Here is a 23,154-nt window from a genome sequence, read left to right as displayed (position 1 = left end):
AGTGATGCATGATGCACAAAGTGATGATTTCCATGAACATTGCGTCCAACGGCCAGGCTCGGGAGCCAGAGGCGCTGTTGGAGCTCCGGCGTCGCGTCCGGGATGTGAGTGCCAGCCCGGAAGAGGCGCTCCACACACACTGGCAGCTCTGGCAGATGAGCGGGTTCGATGCCTATCAATTCACGCTCAGCCGATGCGGCTCGGTAGGATGCAACGACATCCGGGTCAGAGTGGCGGCCGGCGCGGTTGTGTCGGCGCACGAGCTGGGCACCGGCAAGGCCTGCTCGACCGCCGAGGTGGGCACCGTGGATGACTATTTCCGCTGGATCGAGGCGGAGCTGTACCGCAAGCCCCGGACACCTCAGGCGGTCTATCACCCGCTGTATGGCTACCCCCTGAGCTTTTCCCTGCAGGCGGCCCACGACAGCCGGCGGGCATTGGAGCGTCAACTGGCCTAGCGCAATCACCTCAGACAACCGGGGTCGGCGAGGGACCGGTTTAGCCGATGACCCGGGCAGAGGTTGTGTACCGGGCGAACATTTTCTCCGCTAAACTGTCTTAGTACCGGTACACTGAAATGCAGATCCGGGCTTCCTCCGAATCTGACGGTGATTGCGAGAGGTGTCTCGATGCGCATACCTTGGGCCCCTGCGGCCTTTGTTCTGCTGCTCGGCGCCTGCAGCCACATGGAGCCCCTGCCTGAGTGGGTGCAGGCGCCTTCCTCCCGGGACCTTGATCAGGTCCTTTCCGGCGAACTGTTGTTCGACGAGCCGCCTGCCGATAACCAATTGCCTCCCTATGACCTGATGATGCTCTCGCCCATGATGCGGGTGGTGGCGGAAGAGGTGGCGCTGCAATATCGCCACCCGGACCAGCGGGCGGAGGCGCTGCACCGGGCGCTGCTGTCCTCTCCGATGGCCGGTGGGCTGGGCATGCGCTATACCGCACTGAATACCACCACCGCAGCGCGCGCCTTTGAGCGGCGTGAAGTGAACTGTCTCAGCTTCACCCTGATGTATGTGGCCATGGCCCGGCACATCGGCCTGAAGGCCGAGGTCAACGACGTACAGGTGCCGCCGGTTTGGGACTTACGTGATGGCGAGTCCTTCCTCCTGTTCCGCCACGTGAATGCCAAGGTCATGCTGCCCCGTGGTGAGGAACTGGTGATCGACCTGGAAATGGAGCGCTACAGCCCGGTGTTCGAGCAGCAAGTGATCGGTGACCGGCTGGTGGCCGCGCAGTTTTACAATAACCTGGGGATGGAGCGGGTGGGCGCAGGCGACCGACGCCAGGGCTTTCTGCACCTGCGCAGAGCATTGCAACTGGATGACCGGCAGAGCTACCTCTGGAACAACCTGGGAACCCTGTACAAACGCATGGGCGTGCATGGTGCCGCGGAAGTGGCCTACCGGCAAGGCCTGACACTGGCGCCGGGAGACCTATCCCTGATGAGCAATCTCGCCAGCCTGTACGAGGCCGAGGGTGAGACGGACAAAGCCGCGTATTTCCTGGAACGGGTGCGCAAGCATCGCAACAGTAACCCCTATTATCTGTATTCATTGGCTCGCGAGCAGCTTGCCAATGGCGATCTTGCCCAGGCCGAGCGATACCTGGAACAGGCGATTGCGCGCCAGGCCGAGGAGCCGAGGTTCTACGCCCTGACAGCGGAGATCTATGACCAGCGGGCCTTGCCTGAAAAAGCGGAATTGATGCGTCGCAAGGCGGAAAGCCGGAGGGAGGAGGTCTATCTGTAAGCCGGAATACCGTGGTTCAATAAGGTGACATAAAAAAGGGGACTGGCGCGAAGCGCACAGTCCCCGAAGCGATAGACACTGGCTAAGGTCTATGCAGGAGGTTACCTGTCAGAACTGATAGCCGATGGAGAACTTCACGTTGCGCGGCAGAATGTACCGGCCGTTGGCCGATACCCCAGCGGCCCGCGGGTCGCCCTCGGTCAGCGCTTCTTCATCGGTAAGGTTATCCACCGCCAGCTGGAACTCCAGATTCTCGACATTCATAATCACACCGAGATCGAACTTCTCGTAGCTGGGCAGCTTATTGATGTTGCCGTTGTCGCTGTAGCGGTCGCCGATGATGCTGGCGGTACCGTAGACCACGGCATCCACACCGTTGGCGAAGGACAAGTTGTAGCTCGGTGACAGGCGGATCTGCGAGTCCGGCTGGCGCTGGACGCTGTTGCCGGCATCGTCACCGCTCTTGATCTCGGTGTCCTGCAAGGTGGCGTTCAGGGTCAGTTCGAACTCACCGAAGTAGAGGTTACCGTCCAGTTCCACACCCATGGCTTCGGTTTCCAGGCGATCGAAATCATTCAGCGCGACGTTGCCGAACGGCTGCCCTTTGGTTTCGTTCATGAAGCCGGTGGCGTACAGAGAGTAATTGGCCTGGGACAGCTTGTAGCCCAGTTCGTACTGCTGGACATCAATGATCAGATCCGAGCCATTCTGGAAGTCACCGCGGAAGTCACGATAGGCGTCGAAGTCCGGGAATTTCACCCCGTCGTTGATGCGCACAAATACGCCCGAATTTTCGGTCAGTGCCCAGTTGGCGGCGGCGGTGTAGGTCACCTTGTCTTCTTCGGTGTCCAGGGTCAGATCCGCAATACCGTCTCGGGCGCCATCGTCTACCGAGTAGGTGGTTTCGCGGGTCACCACGCGCACACCGGCATCCAGGGTCAGGTCGCCGAGGTAGGTTTCCCCCGCCATGTAGAAGGCGTTTTCGCGGGCATCACCGATGGCGTCCACATCGTATTTGAACCCGCAGGTGGTCTGATCAAAGTCTTGGCAGGCGTCGTCCACGCTGTCCGGGCTGATCATCTGACCATTCTGGCCCAACTCATAGTATTTGGAGTTACCGATGGACCAGATTTCGTCGACTTCCCAGGTGGAGGCGTAGTAGCCCACGGTCAACTTGTAGTCGTCCCACTGCTTGGCAAGACTCAGGTCGTTGCTGAACGCTTCGATGTCTTTTTCCACCACCCAGGGACCGAACCGCTGGACCAGGGTATTGGCGGCCACTTCGTCACCCGTGATGGTGGTGCCGGCCAGTCCGCCATTGAGGCTGCCCATGGTTACCGCCGCACCGTCCGGCACGAAACCGTAGGTATCGGCATCACCCTTGGTGAGCCCGAAGCGGTCGGTGAAGGTCCAGCCGTTGGCCAGGTCCAGCTCGATCGAGCCGCCGGTCACGCTGCCGTCCCAGCCGCGCCCCTTACCCATGTCGCGCATTTCGAAGGTGGTTTCAGTGCCACCCATGCCATCGCTGCCGCTGTAGGGCACCAGTACATTGCGGTTGGCGGGGCCGACCTGAGTGTAGCTGGCGTCAATCCCGGTGGGGTTGCCGTCGCTGTCCTGCAGTGCCACCGGCAGGTACCAGGTGCCGTGATCATCGGTCGCGCGGTGGAACAGGTTGATCTTGCCGTTATCGAGTCGCTTGGTGAGGTTGATGGTGAACTGGTTGCCTTCCTCGGCATCGAACCCGGCTTCACGGATACCTTCGGAGGAGCTCACATAACCGCCGATCATGTAGTAGAGGTCGTCGCTCAGCTCGCCGCTGACCATGCCGTCCACCCGCTGCAGGCCGAAATCGGAGGTGGAGTACTTCAGCACACCCTCGGTATCCGGGCCGCCCTCTTTCAGAATGAAGTTGGTGGTCAGACCGACCTGGCCGTTGGAGTAAACCGGGTTGGGACCGCCGCGCAGGCCTTCCATGCGCTCGATGGTTTCATCCACGCGGAAGATCGTGGAGTTTTCCAGAAAGGAGAGGGTGGGCGGTGGGTAAACGGCCAGGCCGTTGACGGCAACGGTGACAAAGTCGGCATCACCGCCACTCGGGAAACCGCGAACGAAAATGTTTGCCCCGGACACGCCGCCGGAGCTCTCAACCCAGACGCCGGGGACCGTTTTCAGCAGGTCGGCGGTACTGGAGGGGGCCTTGCGCTTGATGTCTTCGGCACTGACGGTGGAAATGGCAAAGCTGGCGTCCAGCTTGCGCATGGCGGCACCCCCGGGCGTACCGGTGACCACCACTTCTTCAATGGGGCCCATGGCGGGTTGCTGCTCGGCTTCCTGGGCCTGGGCCGGAACGGCCAGCGCCAGCGCGGCCATTGAACCAAGCCACAGTACCGGGCGGCGTGAGTGCTTCAGGGCGTTGAGTGTTCGGGCCAGAGGCTTCTGGGTCATCATGGCATTTCTCCTCCCCGCGATGCGGGTCATTATTGTTGGACGTATTGTTGGTCGTTGCTGAGCGCAGCTGGGCCGGTCGCTGTTGGACGGTCCGATATTTTTTGTCTCTCTCGGTGTTGCCTGTGTTGTTCTCTCCATGGGGCACCTCTTTGGTACGCCCGGCTCGGGGCGCTTGAGGGGTATTCCACTGCGCTCGATTTTTAGCTTAGTTCAGCTAACTCCGTATTGCAATCGATTGCAAATTATTTTTACAAACGATTTCATAATAACTGGGGGATCCCTATATAACGTCTGATTCTGATACCGGTTACGGTTTTTGGCGCCAATTCGGGGCCGGGTTTCGGGCTCCGCCGCTCAGCGGCGGGCCTCAAAGCACGAATCCGGACGGAAGTCCGCCAGGCTCGGGACACACTGGTCGGCTTCCGCCAGTACCCTGTCATCGCCAATGCCAACGGCGTACATGCCGGCCCGCTTGATGGCGGTAACGCCCGCCGCGGCATCTTCAATGCCCACACACAGGGCCGGTTCAACACCCAATCCCCGAGCCGCCAGGGTAAAAATCTCCGGGTCGGGTTTGGGGTGTTTCACCCGCGCGGCATCGGCAATGTAATCAAAGCGGTGGGCGATGCCGAGTCCGTCAATCACCGCCCGGGCGTTTTTACTGGCGGAGGCCAGCGCCATTGGAATGTTCCACTCGGCCAATTGATCCAGGAGCTGCGCCGCCCCCGGTAACAGGTCCGCCGGGGTCAATTGAGTGACCAGTTGTTGGTAGCGCTGGTTTTTGCGGTCCGCCAGGGCGAGCTTTTCGTCCTCCCGATATGGGCGGGAAGCGCCCTCCAGAACAATCTCGAGCGATGCCATCCGATCCACGCCCTTGAGTCGCTCATCGGCGTCGGCCGGCAAGCGAAACCCCTCTTCTTCGGCCAGTTGCTGCCAGGCGGCCAAATGAAGGCGGGCGGTATCGGCAATTACACCATCCAAGTCAAATATAGCAGCTCGGTAAGCGGTCATCGGGTGGGACTCCTCAGTGGGGCGGCGACAGGCGCCTGGTCTTGCTCCAGGGCAATGGTGTGCTCGCCATGTTGAAGGGTGATGGGGGCGCCTTCGAGCAGTTGATAGTGCGCCTGGGAGGCATCGACGCTGACCTCAATCAGCCGGCCCTGAACCCGCACCTTGAATTGGTAGTGGCTCAGGCCCTTGGGTAAGGTGGGGTTGAACATCAACTGATGATGTTGCAACCGCATGCCACCGAAACCCTGCACGAGGCACAACCAGGTACCCCCCATGCAGGCGGTATGAATGCCGTGCTGGGTGTTGCGGTGGTGATTGTCCAGATCCATCCGCGCCACCTGTTCGAAGTAGTGGCGGGCCTTGTCCGGGTAGCCCACCGCATTGGCCAGAATGCTGTGCATGCAGGCGGACAGGGTGGAGTCGTGGGTGGTGATGGGTTCGTAAAAGTCGAAATCCCGTTTTTTCTGCTCCCGGCTGAATTGGTCGCTGAGCAGGAACAGCGCGAGCACCGTGTCCGCCTGTTTGCAGACCTGGTGACGGTAGATGGTCAGCGGGTGGTAGTGCAGCAGCAGCGGGTAGTGGTCCGCGGGCGTGTGCTCAAAGTCCCAGCGGGGTTTGTCGAGGAAACTGTCGTCCTGCAGGTGGATGCCCTGGCTTTCGTCATAGGGCAGATACATGCGCTCCGCCGCCTGCGCCCAGTCGGCCACCTCCCGCTCATCCAGTGCCATGGCCCGGTACAGCTCCTTGGCTTTTGCGGGCGCCTGGTCTTTCAGCCACTGGTACAGCTCGACCGCATAGCGCAGATGGGCCTGCGCCATGGCGTTGGTGAAAAAGTTGTTGTTCACCAGGGCGGTGTATTCGTCCGGCCCAGTGACTTCGTTGATGCAGAACTGATCGTCCCGATGGGCGTTGTAGTGCCCGATGGCGGGCCACAGTCGGGCGCTCTCCAGCACCACTTCGGCGCCGGCCTCAATCAGAAAGTCATCGTCCCCGGTGGCTTCGTGGTACTGCTTGACCGCATAGGCGACATCGGCGTTGATATGAAACTGGGCCGTGCCCGCCGGATAATAGGCGGAGCACTCTTCCCCGCCAATGGTGCGCCAGGGGAACAACGCGCCTTTGGGAATGGCCAGCTCCCGCGCCCGGGCGCGGGCGGCATCCAGAATGCTGTGTCGATAGAGCAACAGGTTGCGCGCCAGCTGCGGCTGGGTATAAAGAAAAAAGGGCAGGATATAGATTTCACTGTCCCAGAAGTAATGGCCGTCGTAGCCGTGGCCGGTGAGGCCCTTGGCGGCGATATTGGTGCCGGGGTCTCGCCCCAGAGACTGGAACAGGTGGAACAGATTGAAGCGAAGCCCCTGTTGCAAAGCGGGATCTCCGCCCACCTCGATATCCGAGCTCGCCCAGAAGGCATCCATGGCGGCGCGCTGATCCCGGGCATAGTCGTCAAACGACCGCTGCTCGCACCGGGCCAACAGGTCATTGAGGTCTGGCGCTTCGTCGCCGCCATGGCCGTAAACGACGTACTTGGTGAGCACCAGGGGCGCCTCGGGGGTCAACGTCACCTGGTATCGACAGGTGGCCCGGAAGTCGTCGGTGTCGTGTGTCGGCGCGCTCACGCTCGCTCCTTCCAGGCGGTGGCCGGCGGCGCTGCTCAGCGTGAAACCGCTACTTTTCAGGTGGTGGCTCAGGGTCAGCCGTCCGTCCTGTGCGGTCTGGATGCGGGGCTCCAGGTCTTCGATATTGACCCCGGCGCCGACCCTGGGGTCATCGCTGTCCGCGGAGGCGGCGGGGGTGGCGTCCAGGCTCGAGGTCACGCCCAGTTCGCCGGTACCGGACTCCAGCGATAGCCGATACTCCATGACGACCAACTGCCGCTCGGTCAGGGACACCAGGCGGCGGCTGGCCAACCGGAGTATCTGGCCACTCGGGGCGCGCCAGCGCCACTGACGACTGACCAGACCGTTATCCAGCTCCAGCTCGCGCTGGTGCTCTATAAGTTCACCCTCACTGAAATCGACGGCAACGCCATCCAGTGTCAGGCCCAGCTCATGGGGAAGGGCGGCGGAGGCAATTCGCTGGTTGTTTTTGGCGTAGCCATAGGCCTGCTCGCCGTAGGTGATGGGCTCTGAGTAGTACACGCCGTTCAGGTAGCACCCGGATTCGGCGGCGCCGGCGGCGAATCCTTCATCGAAGGTGCCGCGCAGGCCAACATACCCGTTGCCCAACGCAAACAGAGTGGCGTTTAGTCCGTAGTCATCGGCGTGAAAGCCGGTCTCGGTGATGCGCCAGGGGTTGAGGCCGTAGCGATCCGATGCGCGAGAGCTGTGTTGCATGGCTGTCGTTACCCGTTATCGATAGAGTGAACCGGAATGGTCTGTCGGGCCGCGGTGACGGTGGCGGCGATCCGGACGGGACCATTTAGAGCAAGTTTAGCATTCTTGCAATCGATTGCAATTGGTTATTTTGCTGCTATTATTGGGTGAACAGGGCAACAGGTGCCATCGCCGGTGCCGGGTGTGCTGTCTATCGGGGGCCGAACCCCTGGGGTTTCGGCTCAGGTCCACGCAGGCGTCTTGCGGGGCGCATTCGAAGGTTCATAACAATGAATAAACGCCTGATTATTCTGGTACTGATGCTCAACTACTTTCTGTTCGGTCTGTTGCTGAACAGTGTCGGAGTGGTGATCCTGCAATCCATTAACAGCTTCGGCGTCACCAAGGAGAGCGCGGCGCTGCTGGAAGGGTTCAAGGATATTCCCATTGCGGTGGTGTCCTTTCTGGTCGCGTCCTTTCTGCCACGGCTGGGATACCGGCGGGCGATGATGATCGGCCTGGGGGTGGTATTGCTGGCCTGTCTGTCCATGCCGATTCTGAGCAGTTTCTGGGCCACCAAAATGTTGTTTCTGGCGATCGGCTCGTCGTTTGCGCTGATCAAAGTGTCGGTCTATGCCAGCATCGGGATCCTGGCGCCGGAAAAGCAGGCCCATGCGAGCCTGATGAACGCCATCGAGGGGGTGTTCATGCTGGGGGTGTTGTCCGGCTATTGGGTGTTCAGCTTTTTCATCGACTCGGATCGTCCCGAGAGCATGAACTGGCTCAATACCTATTGGTGGCTGGCGGGCATCTGCGGGTTCAATCTGGTGGTGATGGCCTTCATCCGCTTTGGCGAAGAAAAAGTGCAGCCGGCCGCGGCCAACTTTGGTCAGGACTTTCTGGCGATGCTGAAGCTGACCGCCCGCCCCCTGGTGTACATTTTCGTGGCATCGGTCTTTCTGTACGTCCTGATCGAGCAGGGCATTGGCACCTGGTTGCCGACGTTCAACAATCAGGTGCTCAACCTGCCCAGCGCCATCAGCGTGCAGGTGACCAGCATTTTTGCGCTGTGCCTGGCCATCGGGCGACTGGGGGCGGGTGTGCTGCTGCGCGGTATCAACTGGTATGTGTTGCTCAGCGTCTGCGTGGTTGCCATGGGCCTGTTGGTGATTCTGACCTTGCCGCTGTCTTATGACGTGACGGTGGAACCGGATGTGGGCTGGCTCAATCTCCCGCTGGCCGCGTATATTTTTCCCCTGATTGGCCTGTTCATGGCGCCGATCTATCCGGCGCTGAGCTCGGTGGTGTTGAGCTCCCTGCCGCTGCATCAGCAATCGTCCATGGCAGGCTTGATCATCATTTTTTCGGCCCTGGGTGGAACGACCGGGTCGATGTTGACGGGCATTGTGTTTGGCCAGTTTACCGGACAGGTCGCGTTTTATATGGCACTGGTACCCATGGCTCTGATTCTGATTCTGCTCCGGGGCTTGAAGCGTGAAACCGACCGGGCCGACGCGCTGGAAGGGTAATCGCGGCTATACAAGTATCTGACCGGTACTTTAAGATGGTCCGGATGACAATCGTGCGGGGTGGGCCTGTCAGCCCACCTGTCGCTTGACCGGAAAATGACCATGTCCCGACGAAAACCTCAGGAACCTGTATCCATCGCAGACATCGCCCGCCGAGCGGGGGTGTCGGAGTCAACGGTATCCCGTGCCCTGAACAATAACCCCGCGGTGAATATCAAAACCCGCGAAAAGGTTCAGGCGCTCGCTCGGGAAATGAATTACAAGGTCAATACCGGCGCCCGGAATCTGCGCCTGCAGCGCAGCCATACCATTGCTCTGGTGATCAACGCCGAGAGCGTGGACGGGCAGACGTTCTCTGACCCGTTCATGATGGATATGATCGGTGCTATTGCGGATGAACTGAACGAGCATCAATACAGCCTGCTGTTCTCGAGCAATGCAGTATCACCGGAGGACTGGCATGCGCACTTGCTGGGCTCCCGTCGCGCCGACGGCATCATTGTGATCGGTCAGGGGCGTGATGATGCGCCGCTACGCCAGTTGCAGAAGGAAGGGGATGCGATTGTCGTCTGGGGCGCGCGCGAACCCGAAGCGAATTATTGCATCGTCGGCAGTGATAACTACATGGGGGGGCAGTTGGCCAGTCGTCACCTGATAGGGCGCGGTTGCCGACGGATGTTATTTCTCGGAGATGTGGCGCACCCGGAAATTCAGGGGCGTTTTCAGGGGTACTTTGATGCGCTGACCGAGGCCGGACTGTCGTCCCAGGAGCACCATGTCCAGGCGGCGTTTTCCATTGAATCCGGGTATCAGCATGTGGTTGATTTGTTGGAGGAAGGGCTCGACTTCGATGGGATTTTTGCCGCCAGCGACAATATCGCGATGGGCGCGATCAAGGCGCTGCAGGAAAAAGGTATCCGGGTGCCCGATGACGTTGCAGTAGTGGGGTTTGATGATATCCCCATTGCACCGTATTTCAATCCGCCTCTGACAACCGTGCGCCAGGATATTCATCGGGGCGGGAAACTGCTGGTCCAGAAAGTGATGGCGCTGGTGAAGGGGCAGCCGGTGACGTCCGAAGTATTGAAGACCGAGCTGGTGGTTCGCGCTTCGTCCTGACCGCCGACGGCTACCCTGTGGGTATTACAACCCTGCAGTGTTTCCATCAAAAAAAACGGCGCCGATTAGGCGCCGTTTTTTCGTCCGTTGAGTGAGCGACTTACTTCAGCTCAACACGACGGTTCTGTTCCCAAGCGCTTTCATTGCTACCCTGAACGGCTGGGCGCTCTTCACCATAGCTGACGGTTTCGATGCGGCTGGCCGGTACGCCCTGAAGAACCAGGAAGTCACGAACGGCTTTGGCGCGACGCTCGCCCAGACCCATGTTGTACTCGCGTGAACCACGCTCATCCGCATGACCTTCCAGACGAACACGGTCGCCACTTTCTTTCAGCCGCTCGGCGTGAGCAACCAGAGTGGCGCGTGCGTCGGGCTTCAGAGTGGACTTGTCGAAGTCAAAGTAAAAGGTGGTGTCCAGCTCGGGCTCGGGCTCCGGTTGGGGTTCCGGCTCGGGCTCCGGCTCGGTGACGGTGGGTTCTTCAACAGGTTCTTCTTGAGTGGAGGTGGAGCTACAGCCCACGAGCAGACCTGTGGTGGCGATCAGAATCAGAAAGCTTTTCAAAAGATTGTTCATCGTTCTCTCCCAATTTGGTGAACAGAGTTACATTCCGTAAAGAGTGTCGGTGAAACGAATAGAGTCCGTGACAACACGTTCGTTCCCTACATCGATTCCTGAAACAGCGAGCAGGCCAATCGCGCTAAGCCCAGTGCCACAAGGATTGAGGAACCTGCGTCAAGATTAAGCGCTCCACGCGCCTTAGGCAAGTCCTGGCACCAAAAATTGTGGCATGGTTAACTCTTCACCGCCTCTGTCGGGGGTTTTTCACCCTACAGACGGGTAAAAACCCGGCGAGCGGCGCTGAGTGTCTGCTCAATATCATCCTCGGTGTGCGCCGCCGACATGAACCCCGCCTCGTAAGAGGCGGGGGCCAGGTAGACGCCTTCCTCGAGCATGCCGTGATAGAAGCGGTTGAATCGTTCGGTGTCGCAGCTCATCACCTGATCGTAACGGGTCACCTCCGGCGCATCGGTGAAGAAGAAGCCGAACATGCTGCCCCGATGGTTGGTCGTGAAGGGGATGCCGGCCTCGTCTGCAACCGCCTGCATGCCGCGGGTCAGCTGCTCGGTGCGTTCGGTGATTTGCTCATAGAGCCCTTCCTGTTCCAGAGCGCGTAAGGTGGCGACGCCTGCGGCGGTGGCCAGAGGATTGCCCGACAGGGTGCCGGCCTGATAGACCGGCCCGGTCGGTGCCACCATTTCCATGATGTCTCGCCGGCCGCCGAAGGCACCGACGGGCAGGCCGCCGCCAATCACTTTGCCCAGGGTGATAAGGTCCGCCTTGACCTCAAACAGCCCTTGAGCGCCCTTGGGCCCCACTCTGAAACCGGTCATGACCTCATCGAATATCAGCACCGCGCCGGACGCATCGCAGACCTCGCGCAGAGTTTCCAGAAAGCCGGGGACCGGGGGAATGCAGTTCATATTGCCGGCGACGGGCTCGACGATGATGCAGGCAATCTCACTACCTAATTCGTGGAACACCTCACGTACCTGATCAGGGTCGTTGTACGTCAGAGTCATGGTGTGTTCGGCCAGAGCATTTGGGACGCCCGGAGAGCTCGGAACCCCGAAAGTCAGAGCGCCGGAGCCGGCCTTGATCAACAGTGAGTCGGAGTGGCCGTGGTAGCAGCCCTCGAATTTCACGATCTTGTCGCGACCGGTGAAGGCTCGGGCCAATCGAATGGCGCTCATGGTCGCTTCGGTGCCGGAGTTGACCAGGCGGACCATGTCCATATTCGGAACCCGTTCACACAGCAGATCGGCCAGCTCCGTCTCCCGGGCGGTCGGCGCGCCGAAGCTCAGCCCGTGGCGGGCCGCTTCGATGACGGCATCGGTAACCGGGGGGTAGCTGTGGCCCAGAATCATCGGTCCCCAGGACTGCACATAATCAATGTAGCGCTGGTCGTCCGCGTCCCAGAAGTAGGCCCCCTCAGCCCGCTCGACGAACCGGGGCGTGCCTCCGACGGCCTTGAAGGCGCGCACCGGAGAGTTGACCCCTCCGGGGATGTGTTTCTGGGCCAGTCTGAACAGCTCTTCGGATCGACTCATAATACGGTTTCCTCTCTACAGCAGGGTAGGGTTAGATAGGTGCGCGCCCGGCGTTCAATATCCGGTGCGCTGAACAGATCGTGGCTGACCGCCAGCCAGTCGGCGCCCGCTTCCAGTAGTGAGGCGCCGTTTTCCAGGGTGATGCCCCCGATGGCCACAACAGGCAGGCCAACCGTCGCGCGCGCCCGGGTCAGTAAGTCGGCAGGCGCGGGCGGGGCATCGGGTTTGGTTCGGGACGGGAAAAATCGCCCGAACGCGACGTAGCTGGCACCGGCGCACTTGGCGTGCTGCGCCAATGCGATGGAGTCGTGGCAGGTAATGCCGATGATCGCCCGGGAGCCTAAACGTTGTCGGGCTCGCACGGGATCACCGTCGGTTTGACCGAGGTGCACTCCGTCCGCCTGTACCCTCAGGGCCAGCTCGGGGTCATCATTGATGATCAAGCGAGCGCCGTGGTTCAGACACAGGGTGCGCAGTGCGGTGGCCTCCCGGAGGCGCCGGGCCTGATCGCCGGATTTATCCCGATATTGCAGCCATCGAACCCCGCCGCGCAACGCCGCTTCGGCGGCCGGGAGCAGTCGCTCCGCCAGGGCGGTGGTATCGGCAATGGCATACAGGGGGTGCAAGGGCATAGCGGCTCCACAGCGTGAGCGGAGCAGTTTACCGGCAAATGGCGTCGGGGCAAAATGGCGAATTGCCAGGGCGTTGGTGGGGCGGACACCGGCGCTCAACAGCCACCGCCAGGCCCCCGGTTGCCGCTCTGATTGCGGTCGGCCCAGAACAGTCGATTGGGAATGCTGTGTCCCATCCCGAGACGCCGGCTGGCGGCGAGCGCGTGCCAGGTAAAATTCTGGCCCTGCTCCACCGCATCCAGCAGCCGCAGGCCGTGGGCGAGATATGCGCTGATACTGGCCGAGAGGGTGGCGCCACCGCCGTGGCTCAAAACGCTCAGGCGCTCCCAGCGGTATTCCCGGACGAGTCCCTTTTTGTTGTACAGCCGGTTTTCGTGGTGGGCCTGGGTCCGGCGGGAGCCGGTAATCAGGGTGTACTCCCCGCCATACTCCAGGATTTCCTGCGCGCAGGCGTCCAGGGTGTCGCCCTGTTGGGCGAGTTCGTAGGCTTCCACCAGGTCCGGGGTGGCCAGGGTGCTCAAAGGCAGCAGCAGGCTTTTGGTGGCGTCCCGGAGCGCCTCGGCCTCGGCCGCAGGGCCGTCGCCCAACTGGGTGACGGGTTCCAGTACCACGGGCAGATGAGGGTAGTCCTGCAGAATGGTGTGAATGGCTTCGACATGGCTGACCTGGCCGAGGAAGCCCAGCTTGACCGCCTTGACCGGCAGGTCCTCCAGAACCGCTCTGACCTGCTCAATCAGAAAGCTGGTGGGAATGCTCCGAATGTCCTTCACATCCCGGGTGTCCCGCGCACAGAGCGCGGTTATGACGGAAGTGCAATGGCAGCCGAGGCTGGCGCAGGTTTCGATGTCTGCCTGGATGCCGGTGCAGCCGGAGGGGTCGTGGCTGGCCAGTGCCAGCACGATCGGCACCTGCTCATCTATCGGCGTCATACGGGTCCTCCTGGTACAGGCCCCCGCCCGACATTCAGTGCAATGGCTTGACCACAGCGAGGATCACAATGCCGATCAGCAGGAGCACGGGAAACTCATTGAACCAGCGAAAGAACACATGGCCACGCTGGCAGCGGTCATCCCGGAACTGCTTGATGAACTGACCGCAGATAAAATGATAGACCACCAGAACCGCAACGAGTGTCATTTTTATCCAATACCAGAGGCTGTGGGCATAATAATCCCAGTTGCCGCTGCTGAGCCACAGCCCTAAAGCCACGGTAGCAATCAGGCTGGGCGTGCCAATGCCCCGATACAGCTTGCGCTCCATGATCTTGAAGCGATCGCGACTGATCTGGTCGGTGCTCATGGCGTGGTAGACAAACAGTCGCGGCAGATAGAACAGCGCCGCAAACCAGCAGATGATGGCGATCAGGTGAAAAGCTTTGACCCAGAGCATAATGCGTTCCGTTGTCGGTTGGTGATCGGTAGCTCGGTATTCGGCTTTTACAGCCGATAGTAAGACTCCAGTTGCTCCCGGGTGACGAGCCCGGTGATTCCGCCGCCGGGTGCCGGAATATAAAGGGCATCAACCTGGGACTGGTTAAGAGCCTGCCAGGCCTCATACAGGTTGGCCAGGGGGGAAATTGCGATCATTTCCACCCGCCTGGCGGGAATGGCCAGCAGGTCCAGATGCTCGCTCGCCTCGTGCTCGTCAGGTGCGGACGCCCTGTCAGGGACGGCTTCCAGTGTTTCCAGGTGTTGAGCCAACGAAGCCGGCTCGAGCAACAGATTCTTGTCCTGGAGGACGATCCACTCGGGCTTGAGCTTCAGTAACTCGCGTGCTTCTCGCTGCGTGATTTCTCTCGGGGCCAGGCTGAATCGGCGGCTCATAAGACTGCGCACGCCGGTGCGACTCAGCAGTTGCTGCATCAGCTTGGGACGATTGCTTTTGCCTTCCTGCTCCAGCAAGGTGGAAAAAAGCCCGTCGCAGCGAAACAGCCAGCGGGTAGACAGGCTGGCCACCACGACCACCAGCATCCCGGGAAACAGGATGCCGGGATTGTAAGTCAGTTCCAGTATGGCAATGATCGCGGCCAGGGGCGCGTTGATGACCGCCGCCATCATGGCGCTCATCCCGACAATGGCGTAAACCCCAGGTTCGCTGACGGTGACCGGGAGCATGGCGGCAAAATATCCAGCGGCTCCGCCGAGGCAGGCGCCCATGACCAGCGAGGGGCCGATGACGCCGCCGGGTACGCCCAGGCCGAGCACCAGAGCGGTGATTACCAGCTTGGCGATCAGGACCAAGGCAAGGGAGGGGCCGATCAGCTCCCCGGTGAGTGCGCCGTCAATGGTGTCGTAGCCCATGCCCATCACCTCGGGAATCCACAGACCTCCCAGGCCGGCAACCAGCCCGGCGAGTGGAATCCGAAGCCACAGGGGCCAGCGGCTGGTGTGGCGGGCGCAGCCGCTGTGCAGTTTGATATAAGTGGCGGCGGCCAGTGCGATAATGATCCCCATGGCCGCCATGATGGGCAGTTCACTGAGGTGGCCGGTCAGCTGCTGGCCATCCATGAAGACAATATCGGGCCCGAAAGCCAGTTGGGTCAATGTGGTCCCGGCAACGGCCGCCAGAATGACCGGGATAAAGCCGGCGATGGTGTACTCCATGAGAACCACCTCCATGGCGAATATGACTCCCGCCATCGGAGTATTGAACGAGGCGGCGATGGCGGCGGCCACGCCGCAAGCCACCAGGGGGCGCAGGCTGTTGTTTGGCAGGTGCAGCCACTGACCCAGCTTGCTGGCGCTGGCCGCGCCCAGATGCACGGCGGGGCCCTCCCGCCCGGCGGAGTGACCACTCAGCAGGGCCAGGGCGCCGCCGATGAACTGAACCCCGGCGTTGCGAAACGACAGATACCCCTGATGGTTGTGCAGCCGGTCAAGCACATGTCCCACGCCGGTGGCTCGGGAGGGTGCCCTGACTGCATAAAGCAGGGCCAGAAGTCCAAGGGCGCCGGCCAGGGGGAGCAGAAAGCGGAACAGGGCGGGAAGGCCTTCGAAATTTTCGCCGTGGCCTGGTAGCAGGTGCCCAAGGCTACCTTCCACCAGCAGGCGAAATCCGATGATCACCGAGCCGGCGAGAATGCCGCTGGCCAGCCCCAACAAGGTCAACTGGGGCAGCGCGTCGACATGAGCCAGACGGTTGCGCCAGCGCTCGGCCGCCTGTCGGCGGCGTTGGCGAAGACGCTCAAAGGGCGGTGGCTCGGTGGGCATCAGACTCCTCAGGTGTCGGGCGACTTTCGATTTGGCGTTAAGGTCCGTATTATAGGCCGTTTAAACCCCGGGGAGCCAAGCGGTATCCTGAATGGGCGTATGGGCAGAAGAGAGGTTGACGAGTGATTAACGTAGGTATTGTAGGCGGTACCGGCTATACCGGAGTTGAGCTGCTGCGCTTGCTGGTCAAGCACCCTGAAGTAACGGTAGCGGTGATTACCTCCCGTGCCGAGGCCGGGATTGCGGTGGCCGATCTCTATCCGAATCTGCGCGGGCATACGGATCTGCGTTTTTCCGAGCCGGACGTCAAGCGTCTGGGCGAGTGCGACGTGGTTTTTTTCGCCACGCCTCACGGGGTGGCCCAGAACCTGATGCCCGCACTGCTGGAAACCAATACCCGAGTGGTGGACCTGTCGGCGGACTTCCGTCTGCGGGATACCGAGCGCTGGGGCCAGTGGTACGGTCAGGCTCACGGCTGCCCGGAATTGGTGGCCGAGGCGGTGTATGGCCTGCCAGAGGTGAATCGTGACGCCATCCGTCAGGCTCGCCTGGTGGCCTGCCCGGGCTGCTATCCCACTGCGGCCCAACTGGGGTTTCTGCCCCTCCTGGAGCAGGGGTTGGTGGCCACCGACAACTTGATCGTCAGTGCCGCCAGCGGCGCTACCGGTGCGGGGCGTCAGGCCAAGGTGGATACGCTCTTGACCGAGGTCAGTGACAGCTTCAAGGCCTACGCCGCCGGAGGCCATCGCCATCTGCCGGAGATCGAACAGGGGCTTCACGACATCCAGGGCGGCCGTGGCGAACCGGCTCGCGTGACCTTCGTGCCGCACCTGCTGCCGATGATCCGGGGCATTCACGCCACGCTGTACAGCCGAGCTCTGTCACCGGATCAGCTGCCGGATCTGCAGGCCCTGTACGAGCAGCGCTTTGCCAATGAGCCCTTTGTCGATGTGATGCCCGCCGGCGAGCACCCGCAAACCCGCTCGGTGAAAGGGTCCAATGTATGCCGTATTTCCGTTTTTCGCCCCCAGGATCGTGATACCCTCGTCGTCCTTTCGGTGATCGATAACCTGACCAAGGGGGCATCGGGGCAGGCGGTCCAGAATATGAATATTATGTTTGGCTTTGAGGAAACACTGGGGCTGGATCTGGTAGCGCTGCTGCCCTGATCGCCCGTTATTCCAACGAGTTTTCTCCAGAGTGGATTGACGTTCTATGGCGCAAGTAAAAGGCAGCAAGCAGTATCGCATGGTCGTGGTTCCCTACCGGCCGGTGAGGCGGGTGCTTCTGGCGCTGGTGCTTTTGCTGCTCGTGGGTCTGGCGGTGGCCGGGAGCTTTTACGGCGGTCATCATCTGGGGGTGACCCAGCAGGCTGATGCGGTTGCCGAACGCAACCGGTTGCGCAAAGAAGTCGCCAGTCTGACCGGTGAGGCCGAACAGTTGCGCCAACAGGTGGCCAATCTGCGCCTGGGGTCAGAGGTGGATCAGCAGGCCAGCGAAGAGATGCGGAACCAGGTCATCGCACTCAAGGAAGAAATAACGGCGCTGGAGGAGGACATCACCTTCTATCGCGGGCTGATGTCGCCCAGTGCCAACAACAGCGGGCTGACCATCGGGTCGCTCAACGTGCTGGCGACGGGTATGCCAAGGCAGTTCGAGTACAAGTTGGTGGTTCAGCAGTTGGCGACAGACCACCAGGTGCTCAGCGGCTATCTGAATTTCAATATTGTCGGGCGGCGTAACGAGACCGTGGAGACCCTGTCACTCCACCTGCTCTCTGATCAGGTGGAGTCGGAAGACATTCGCCTGCGCTTCCGGTATTTCCAGAATATTGAAGGCCGACTTACGCTTCCGGAGGGGTTCGAGCCGGAACGCATCGAGTTGGTCGCACGATCGACCGGGCGTAACCCGGAAACCGTTGAAAAGAAATTCGGCTGGTTGGTGCAGGAGCTTTAACTTAATAGGTCGTTTATGTGGGGTAAAAAAGGCAACGCTATGGCATTTTCAAACAATCACACTCTGATTTCGCGCGGTACCAAGGTTGTCGGCGACCTGCACTTTACCGGTGACCTGCAGATCGAAGGTACGGTCGAGGGTAATATCATCGCCGACAGCGGTAATGACGCCAAGTTGGTGGTCGCCGAGAAGGGCTCGGTCCAAGGGGAAATCCGGGTGCCCATGGTTATCATCAATGGCAATGTGACCGGCAATGTATTTTCCAGCAAACACGTTGAGCTCGCCGCCAAGGCGGTTGTGGAAGGCAATGTCCACTACCAGTTGATCGAAATGATCAAGGGGGCGCAGGTCAACGGCAGCCTGGTCTACAGCGGGGCCGCCGGCACCAAGAAACTGTCTGGCCCGGAATCGGCGGATGAGCCCGAGGCTGATGTGAAAGCGGTCGCCAATACTTGACTAAAACGCTCAGGTAAAGCGTATAATGCTCAAATGAGTCACGATTGGAGTCTTTGATGTCTGCGCCAGAAGTGTTTGTTCCCGGTGCCGTGCTGGAAGTAAGTCCCAGCGCTGTCGCCAAAGTGCGAAGCCTCGTGGAGGAGGAGGGTAACCCTGACCTCAAGCTCCGCGTTTACATTACCGGGGGTGGTTGCTCCGGTTTTCAGTACGGCTTTGCCTTTGACGAAGTGGCCGCAGAGGACGATGCGGTGGTTGAGCAAGAGGGCGTCAAGGTGCTGGTCGATGCCATGAGCTACCCCTACCTGATGGGTGCCAAGGTGGATTACCGGGAGGATCTGCAGGGGGCGAAGTTTGTGGTTGAAAACCCCAACGCGGCCAGCACCTGTGGCTGCGGGTCTTCGTTCTCTATCTGATTCCGGCTGACGGCCGCCCCGGATAGACCGCGCCCAGCACCTGGGGGCTGTCAGCACCCGTGACAGAGGGGAGGTTGCCGCTGAGCCCTCTCAGGTTCTGCCGGGCAAGCCACGCAAACGCCACCCCTTCCACCCAGTCTGGAGATAACCCCAACGCGCTGGTGTCGGTGATCACGCAATCGGGAAGCAGCGCTTTCAGCGCCTCCTGCAGGCGTAGATTATGGGCGCCACCACCGCACAGATATACCTCTCGACGAGCGTTCCCGACGGATAGTCCGTCAATACTGGCAGCAATCCCCTGGGCGGTAAGCATCAGCAGCGTTGCCTGAGCGTCTTCGGCCCGAATCGGCCCGGGCATCCCTTCCAGACAGTCATCCAGCCATCCCAGATGGAAGGTCTCCGGCCCCGTGCTTTTGGGTGGAGGTAGCCGGAAATAGGGGTGCTCCAACAAGCGCGACAGCAGTGTTCCCTGAATCTGTCCCTGGGCCGCCCATTGCCCGCCCTCATCAAACGCTTTGCCAAGGCTGCGCTGAATCCAGGCGTCCATCAGATTGTTGCCGGGCCCGGTGTCAAACCCAAGCACGGTCCCGTGGGCGGGCAGCCATGTCAGGTTGGCAACGCCTCCGACATTGACGATGGCGCGGTCCGCCTCTGGGGTATGAAACAGTGTCTGATGCAGCGCCGGCACCAACGGAGCGCCCTGGCCACCGGCCGCCATATCCCGGCGCCGAAAGTCGGCAACGGTGGTAATACCTGTCAGGTGGGCAATGAGGTTGGGGTCCGCGACCTGTAGGGTGAAGGCGTTCGAGGAGGGGGTGCCGTCTGGCGGGCGGTGCCTGAGGGTCTGGCCATGGCTTCCGATGGCGGAGACCCGGGTCGGGTCAATACCGGTCTGAGAGAGCAGTTCAAGTGCCGCTTGGGCAAATGCCCGCCCCAACTGTTGATCCAGAGCGCCCATGCGGTCAATTTCGCCATCGCCGGGTTGGGCCAGCTTGTGAATCGCGGCCCGGGTGTCAGGGGGGAGTGGTGAACTATGGTGAGCCAGCAGCTTCAGGGGTGGCTGGCTGAAATCCACCAGCACCGCATCAATGGCGTCGGCGCTGGTGCCGGACATCAGGCCGATGTAGAGCTCGGCGCCCGCCATCAGTTCACGCGTAGTTCGTTGCCGACGCTGGCCAGCTGGGTCTCGCGATGGTATTGCTCCAGCTCGGCCATGATTGGCTGGACCTGGGACTTGAAGCGCGCGAGTTCTGACGAGGGGACAGACTCTGCCTGGGGTAGCTCGACCGTAACCGGATTGCGTACCGAGCCGTTGACGTAGAATTCGTAGTGTAAGTGCGGGCCGGTGGCCAGGCCGGTAGAGCCGACGTAGCCGATGATCTGCCCCTGTTTTACCCGAACGCCCGAGCGGATGTTGCGGTGAAAGGCGTTCAGGTGCGCATAAAGGGTTTCGTAAGTCTGGCCGTGTTGAATGATCACGGTATTGCCGTAGCCACCCTTGCGGCCTGCCAGCTTGATACGGCCGTCACCGGACGCCTTGACGGGCGTACCCCGGGGGGCAGCATAGTCGGTACCTTTATGGGCCCGAATGGTGTTGAGCACCGGGTGGCGCCGGTTTGGATTGAAGGGTGAGCTGATGCGCGTGAACTCAACCGGCGTGCGCAAAAACGCCCGGCGCATGCTCCGGCCTTCCGGCGTGAAGTAGTTCGCGTCGCCTTCAGCACTGACGTAGCGCACCGCCCGGAAGGTTTTGCCCCGGTTGGTGAACTCGGCGGCGAGAATTGGGCCGTTGCCGATTTTCTCCCCGTCGAGGAAGTGCTCCTCGAACAGGACGCTGAAAGTGTCACCGCGGCGGATGTCCAGGATGAAGTCGATATCCCAGCCAAAAATGCCGGCCAGCTCCATGGTCAGGTTGTCTGTCATTCCCGCCCGTTGACCGGCGAGAAACAGGGAGCTGTCAATGGTGGCGCGCCGGTAGGCAATCTGTACATCCGGGGTGCGCTCAAGCTCTTCGGAAGCGAAAGCGTCGTCTTGACGGGCGAAGCGAAGGCTCCGCAGTTGGTCACGCTGATAAACCAGCTCTTCCAGCTCGCCCTCGGGGGTCAGGCCGAAGGTGATTTCATTGCCCGGCATGATCCGGCGCAGGGCGCGGGCTTCGGGTGCCTGGTCGATCAGTTCATAGAGGTCCCGGTCGCTCAGGCCGGCCCGCTTGAACAGTACGGACAGGCTGTCGCCGGACTTGACGGTGAAGGTGGTGTAAGTCAGCGTCTGGGGTTCTGGCTCAGGCTCGGGTGCCTGAGGCTGGGGGCTGTTTTCCGCCGCCTCAAACGGTGGCTGGGCCTCCAGAGAAGCCGGCTCAAGCTCGAGGACCTGACCCGTGTCCGGCAGTTTCAGCGCAATAGGCTGGCTTTGCCGCGAAGAGCTGGTGCCCTCCGAGGATGAGAAGGCCAAAAGCAGGGAAAGCCCCAATACCAGTGAGCCGGCGGCAATCACGTGCCCCCGTGGGTATTGGCGCAAAAGGGCCGCTATCGGCTTTTTGTTCGTGTTTTCAGAGGGTTCCATGGAAAACTTAAACCCGTTATGCAAGTGTGGCTGTTAGCATCAGTTATAACAGAAAACCGGTGTAATAGCACCCAGTAAAGTGATGAGCCGTTCCCGGTTCAGCCAAAATACGGCCCGCGCCCTTGTTTTTGTGCACGGATTCGGTATCTTGACAGCCCTTTTTCGGTGGCCCTCGGGGCCTGTCCTGTTCAAACATTCAGAGATGGTAGCAATGGCAGCAGTCGATCCCGGTTTGCTTCAAGACCTCCAGAGTCGCGGTTTGGTTTCCCAGACGTCGGGAGGAGACGCCCTCAAGGAGTATCTGGCAGGCGGCAGCCGGACCCTATACAGCGGCTTTGACCCCACGGCGGACAGCCTGCATATAGGCCACCTGGTGCCATTGCTGGCTCTGAAGCGTTTTCAGCGCGCGGGCCACAAGCCGATTGCCCTGGTCGGAGGCGCGACCGGCCTGGTGGGAGACCCAAGCTTCAAGGCCCAGGAGCGCAAGCTGAATACACCGGATGTGGTGGCTCAATGGGCGGACAAGCTCAAGGGACAGGTGAGCCGGTTCATCGACTTTGATTGCGGTGGGACCTCGGCCGAAGTGGTGAATAACCTCGACTGGGTTGGTCAGATGAGTGTGCTCGACTTCCTTCGGGATGTGGGTAAGCACTTTGCGGTCAACAACATGATCTCCAAAGAGTCAGTGCGCCAGCGCATCGAGCGGGAAGGGGAGGGGATCTCCTTTACCGAGTTCACCTATATGTTGCTTCAGTCCCTGGACTTTGCGGAGCTCTATCATCGGTACAACTGTACCCTGCAGATAGGGGGCAGCGACCAGTGGGGCAATATCACGGGCGGGATCGATCTCACGCGGCGTCTATATAGTGGCCAGGTTTACGGTCTGACCATGCCGCTTGTGACCAAAGCGGATGGCACCAAGTTCGGCAAGACTGAAAGTGGCACGATCTGGCTGGATCCGGCCAAGACGTCTCCTTATGCCTTCTATCAATTCTGGTTGGGGACGGCGGATGCGGACGTCTACAAGTTCCTGCGCTACTTTACCTTCCTGTCTCTGGAGGATATCGAGCGCATTGAGAATGAGGATCGGGAGCGCCAGGGGCGTCCTGAGGCTCAGCGCGTTCTGGCCGAAGAGATGACGGCCCTTATTCACGGGGACGAAGGGCTTGAGGCCGCTCGCCGAATTACCCAGGCGCTGTTCAGTCACGACCTGGGTTCTCTGGGTGAGGCGGATCTGGAGCAGCTGAAGCTGGATGGCCTGCCGTTCTCGGTGTTGAGTCGGGCGGCGTTGGCGGATGAGCCGCTGACCCAGTTGCTGGTTGACGCGGGTATGGCGACCTCGGGCAAGCAGGTGAAAGATGCGCTCGGTCGCAATGCGGTGGTCATCAATGGCCGGGAGTGTGGCGCCGACGATAACCTCAACACCTCGGCGTGCTTTGCGGAAGATGCGGCCATGTTTGGTCGCTTCTATATGTGTCGTCTGGGTAAGAAGAAGTACCACCTGTTTGAGGTCTGTTAAGGCCCTCTCCGGGGTGTGCGAAAAAACTTTCAAAAAGTACTTGCGCGCCCCGGATCATATCCGTATAGTTCGCGCCTCTTCCGGAGTGAAGGGTCAGCCAAAAGGACGAGGCGCTGCTTGAA

The 23,154-nt window shown here is 60.7% G+C and carries 20 protein-coding genes; 9 read left to right on the top strand and 11 right to left on the bottom strand.

Annotated elements, in window-relative coordinates:
* Positions 1–8: 8 nt before the first annotated feature.
* Both EDC38_RS12715 and EDC38_RS12710 read left to right on the top strand, forming a co-directional pair.
* Positions 9–458 carry a DUF6174 domain-containing protein gene (locus EDC38_RS12715; RefSeq protein WP_123638968.1) on the top strand — a complete coding sequence of 150 codons (450 nt, stop codon included), beginning with the start codon at positions 9–11 and terminating at the stop codon, positions 456–458.
* 171 nt (positions 459–629) lie between these two features.
* Entirely contained in the window at positions 630–1,754 is a 1,125-nt protein-coding gene (locus EDC38_RS12710) for a hypothetical protein (protein ID WP_123638967.1), read from the top strand.
* 108 nt (positions 1,755–1,862) lie between these two features.
* On the opposite strand, the gene EDC38_RS12705 is transcribed toward EDC38_RS12710, so the two are convergent.
* From EDC38_RS12705 to EDC38_RS12695, 3 genes are all read right to left on the bottom strand, one after another.
* Positions 1,863–4,202, bottom strand: a complete 2,340-nt coding sequence (locus EDC38_RS12705) for a TonB-dependent receptor (protein ID WP_246004438.1) — start codon at positions 4,200–4,202, stop codon at positions 1,863–1,865.
* A gap of 354 nt (positions 4,203–4,556) precedes the next feature.
* On the bottom strand, positions 4,557–5,213 hold the full coding sequence (gene pgmB, locus EDC38_RS12700) for a beta-phosphoglucomutase (protein ID WP_123638966.1): 657 nt from the start codon (positions 5,211–5,213) through the stop codon (positions 4,557–4,559).
* Complete coding sequence (locus EDC38_RS12695; RefSeq protein ID WP_123638965.1) at positions 5,210–7,549, bottom strand: glycoside hydrolase family 65 protein; 2,340 nt, start codon at positions 7,547–7,549, stop codon at positions 5,210–5,212. The genes pgmB and EDC38_RS12695 overlap by 4 nt, the downstream gene beginning before the upstream one ends.
* A 269-nt stretch (positions 7,550–7,818) precedes the next feature.
* Between EDC38_RS12695 and EDC38_RS12690 the strand changes: the two genes are divergently transcribed.
* Positions 7,819–9,057, top strand: coding sequence for an MFS transporter (locus tag EDC38_RS12690; protein ID WP_123638964.1), 1,239 nt, complete (start codon positions 7,819–7,821; stop codon positions 9,055–9,057).
* A gap of 102 nt (positions 9,058–9,159) precedes the next feature.
* Positions 9,160–10,176 carry a LacI family DNA-binding transcriptional regulator gene (locus EDC38_RS12685; RefSeq protein WP_123638963.1) on the top strand — a complete coding sequence of 339 codons (1,017 nt, stop codon included), beginning with the start codon at positions 9,160–9,162 and terminating at the stop codon, positions 10,174–10,176.
* A 100-nt stretch (positions 10,177–10,276) separates the two neighbouring features.
* Here the strand turns inward: EDC38_RS12685 and pal are convergent, their stop codons facing one another.
* The 6 genes from pal to EDC38_RS12655 all read right to left on the bottom strand — a co-directional run bounded on the left by pal (position 10,277) and on the right by EDC38_RS12655 (position 16,126).
* Positions 10,277–10,750, bottom strand: coding sequence for a peptidoglycan-associated lipoprotein Pal (gene pal / locus EDC38_RS12680; RefSeq protein WP_024462459.1), 474 nt, complete (start codon positions 10,748–10,750; stop codon positions 10,277–10,279).
* A gap of 254 nt (positions 10,751–11,004) precedes the next feature.
* Positions 11,005–12,285, bottom strand: a complete 1,281-nt coding sequence (gene hemL, locus EDC38_RS12675; RefSeq protein WP_123638962.1) for a glutamate-1-semialdehyde 2,1-aminomutase — start codon at positions 12,283–12,285, stop codon at positions 11,005–11,007.
* The gene (gene thiE / locus EDC38_RS12670; RefSeq protein ID WP_123638961.1) at positions 12,282–12,917 is read right to left on the bottom strand and encodes a thiamine phosphate synthase; all 636 of its coding nucleotides are present in this window, start codon (positions 12,915–12,917) and stop codon (positions 12,282–12,284) included. Before thiE ends, hemL begins: the two co-directional genes overlap by 4 nt.
* A gap of 95 nt (positions 12,918–13,012) precedes the next feature.
* Entirely contained in the window at positions 13,013–13,846 is an 834-nt protein-coding gene (gene thiD, locus EDC38_RS12665) for a bifunctional hydroxymethylpyrimidine kinase/phosphomethylpyrimidine kinase (RefSeq protein WP_123638960.1), read from the bottom strand.
* Between the two features lie 34 nt (positions 13,847–13,880).
* Complete coding sequence (gene hemJ, locus EDC38_RS12660; protein WP_024462463.1) at positions 13,881–14,306, bottom strand: protoporphyrinogen oxidase HemJ; 426 nt, start codon at positions 14,304–14,306, stop codon at positions 13,881–13,883.
* A gap of 47 nt (positions 14,307–14,353) precedes the next feature.
* Positions 14,354–16,126: a chloride channel protein gene (locus tag EDC38_RS12655; protein WP_123638959.1), complete on the bottom strand. Its 1,773-nt coding sequence runs from the start codon at positions 16,124–16,126 to the stop codon at positions 14,354–14,356.
* A 122-nt stretch (positions 16,127–16,248) separates the two neighbouring features.
* Between EDC38_RS12655 and argC the strand changes: the two genes are divergently transcribed.
* The 4 genes from argC to erpA are packed head-to-tail and all read left to right on the top strand — an operon-like array spanning position 16,249 to position 18,951.
* On the top strand, positions 16,249–17,295 hold the full coding sequence (argC, locus tag EDC38_RS12650; protein ID WP_024462465.1) for an N-acetyl-gamma-glutamyl-phosphate reductase: 1,047 nt from the start codon (positions 16,249–16,251) through the stop codon (positions 17,293–17,295).
* Positions 17,296–17,341: 46 nt separating this feature from the next.
* On the top strand, positions 17,342–18,082 hold the full coding sequence (locus EDC38_RS12645; protein WP_123638958.1) for a DUF6776 family protein: 741 nt from the start codon (positions 17,342–17,344) through the stop codon (positions 18,080–18,082).
* Between the two features lie 39 nt (positions 18,083–18,121).
* Entirely contained in the window at positions 18,122–18,538 is a 417-nt protein-coding gene (locus EDC38_RS12640) for a bactofilin family protein (protein WP_024462467.1), read from the top strand.
* 56 nt (positions 18,539–18,594) lie between these two features.
* Entirely contained in the window at positions 18,595–18,951 is a 357-nt protein-coding gene (gene erpA / locus EDC38_RS12635) for an iron-sulfur cluster insertion protein ErpA (RefSeq protein ID WP_123638957.1), read from the top strand.
* On the opposite strand, the gene EDC38_RS12630 is transcribed toward erpA, so the two are convergent.
* Together EDC38_RS12630 and EDC38_RS12625 are read right to left on the bottom strand one after the other, a co-directional pair.
* Positions 18,944–20,095, bottom strand: coding sequence for an anhydro-N-acetylmuramic acid kinase (locus EDC38_RS12630; protein ID WP_123638956.1), 1,152 nt, complete (start codon positions 20,093–20,095; stop codon positions 18,944–18,946). The genes erpA and EDC38_RS12630 overlap by 8 nt on opposite strands.
* Complete coding sequence (locus EDC38_RS12625; protein WP_123638955.1) at positions 20,095–21,513, bottom strand: peptidoglycan DD-metalloendopeptidase family protein; 1,419 nt, start codon at positions 21,511–21,513, stop codon at positions 20,095–20,097. The genes EDC38_RS12630 and EDC38_RS12625 overlap by 1 nt, the downstream gene beginning before the upstream one ends.
* Positions 21,514–21,724: 211 nt before the next feature.
* Here EDC38_RS12625 and tyrS point away from each other — a divergent pair, with 211 nt between their 5' ends.
* A complete protein-coding gene (gene tyrS, locus EDC38_RS12620; protein WP_123638954.1) occupies positions 21,725–23,032 on the top strand; it encodes a tyrosine--tRNA ligase in 1,308 nt (435 codons plus the stop codon).
* Positions 23,033–23,154: the final 122 nt, after the last annotated feature.

Origin of the sequence: Marinimicrobium koreense (assembly GCF_003762925.1) — a bacterium.
In the GTDB taxonomy this organism is placed as follows: domain Bacteria; phylum Pseudomonadota; class Gammaproteobacteria; order Pseudomonadales; family Cellvibrionaceae; genus Marinimicrobium; species Marinimicrobium koreense.
The sequence above is the reverse complement of the archived record's forward strand: the minus strand, read 5'-3'. Positions and strand labels throughout refer to the sequence as shown.